Here is a 1,671-nt window from a genome sequence, read left to right on the forward strand (position 1 = left end):
GTCGCCCTCCCGGATCTTCTGGAGGCGCGAGGTCAGCGGGCCGTCCTGAACCTTGATCGAGAAGAACTCGAGCTCTTCCTCGTGGTTGGCGCTCGCCATGCTGTAGGCGCGCAGCAGCGGGCGGCCGTCGACCTCGAGCCCGATCATCGCGAACTGCCCGTTCTGGAAACGGAAGCCGGAATCGCGGGTGGCGCGGAAGCTGAACAGCGTGTCGGTCCAGTGCTGGACGGAAAGAACCTTCTCTCGGTAAAACGCGCTCATGTGTTTCGATATTCCGAATATTTGCGGTTTTTGAACAAAAGCGTTGCACGGCCCCTGAAAGCGAGGCGGACACCACTTGTCATGGCGGAAGATTGTCCGGTGTGATCTACGCCATTGAGGCCAATAATCAACCTCGTTTCGGATGCAATTGATGCCGATCAAACCGGCATTTGCGGCGGAAATGGCCGCATCATTAACGAATCTGCTGCCCGGCGCGCATGGCGGGCAATTTCTTTTCCCTCCGGGGCTCGATGGCAGCACTTAATTTCCGTCGCGCTCGCGAGAATTTCATTAAGAATAGCTCTGATTTTCGGCGCCGTTTGGCGCCGTTTCCCGCATTTTCGCGGTTTTTGGCGACAGGAGTGATTGAGACCCATGCCCAGCAGCGAACGCATCTTCGTCCAGGCGATCAGGCGCTACTGCGCCCGCCATGGCATTGCCGTCGACATCCGCTCCGACGGCTGGCTGATCGCGATGCGCCGGGGCGAGGCGCGCCACTTCGCCTTCGGCTACGACATCGGCCTCAACAGCGCCATCGCGCATCGTCTCGCCAACGACAAATCGGCGACGGCCGAGGTGCTGACGCTCGAGGGCGTGCCCTGCATTCCTCATCATCTCTTCCTCAACCCGAGCACGGGCGCGCAAATCGCCGGCCCCGGCTGGCGCGACGCGATGCTGGCCCTGCTGGCGCAGCATCCGCAAGGCGTGGTGGTGAAGCCGAACGAGGGCACCTCGGGACGCGCCGTGTTCAAGGTGACGAACGCTGCCGAGCTCGATCGCGCCGTCAGCGAGGTCTTTTCGTCGAGCCTCGGCCTCGTGATCGCGCCTTATGTCGAGATCGAGGAGGAGGTCCGCGTGATCCTGCTCGATCGCAAGCCGATGATCGTCTACCGCAAGGATCGGCCGTCGGTCGTCGGCGACGGGGCGCATACGTTGCGCGAGCTCGCAATCGCAGCAGGGCACGACGGGCAGCTGCGCGAGCTCGACACGCGCGAGGTGAATGCGATCGTCCCGAAGGGCAAGCGGCGCATCCTGAACTGGCGGCACAATCTGGAGGCCGGCGCGCGGCCGGTGCTGATGGAGAATGGCGAGGTGCACGCGGCATGCGTGAGGCTCGCCGTCGACGCCGCCAACGCCATCGGCATCGCCTTCGCCTCGATCGACGTGGTGCGCGCGGATGGCGCGTGGCGCGTGCTCGAGATCAATTCCGGCGTAATGATGGAAACGCTGGCGAAGCTGCATCCGGAGCTGGTGCAGGCCACGTATGACGCGGCGCTGGACCGGGTGTTTGGGGAGGCCGGCTGAGCCCACGCTGTCTCCTTCCCTTCTCCCCTTGTGTGGGAGAAGGTGGCGCGAACCGCCGGATGAGGGGTTCTCTCAACTCGCAAGACTGCTCGTGCGGATAGATAC

The 1,671-nt window shown here is 63.3% G+C and carries 2 protein-coding genes; one reads left to right on the top strand and one right to left on the bottom strand.

What is annotated here, in order from left to right; translation table 11 throughout:
- Positions 1–261, bottom strand: a 261-nt coding sequence (locus tag ACXJL8_RS40455) for an FAD-binding oxidoreductase (RefSeq protein WP_456686967.1), incomplete at its 3' end; no start/stop codon positions are given.
- Positions 262–636: 375 nt separating this feature from the next.
- Here ACXJL8_RS40455 and ACXJL8_RS40460 point away from each other — a divergent pair.
- Complete coding sequence (locus ACXJL8_RS40460) at positions 637–1,566, top strand: ATP-grasp domain-containing protein (RefSeq protein ID WP_456619346.1); 930 nt, start codon at positions 637–639, stop codon at positions 1,564–1,566.
- The last annotated feature ends 105 nt before the right edge of the window (positions 1,567–1,671 follow it).

This window comes from Bradyrhizobium sp. P5_C11_2, assembly GCF_054049755.1.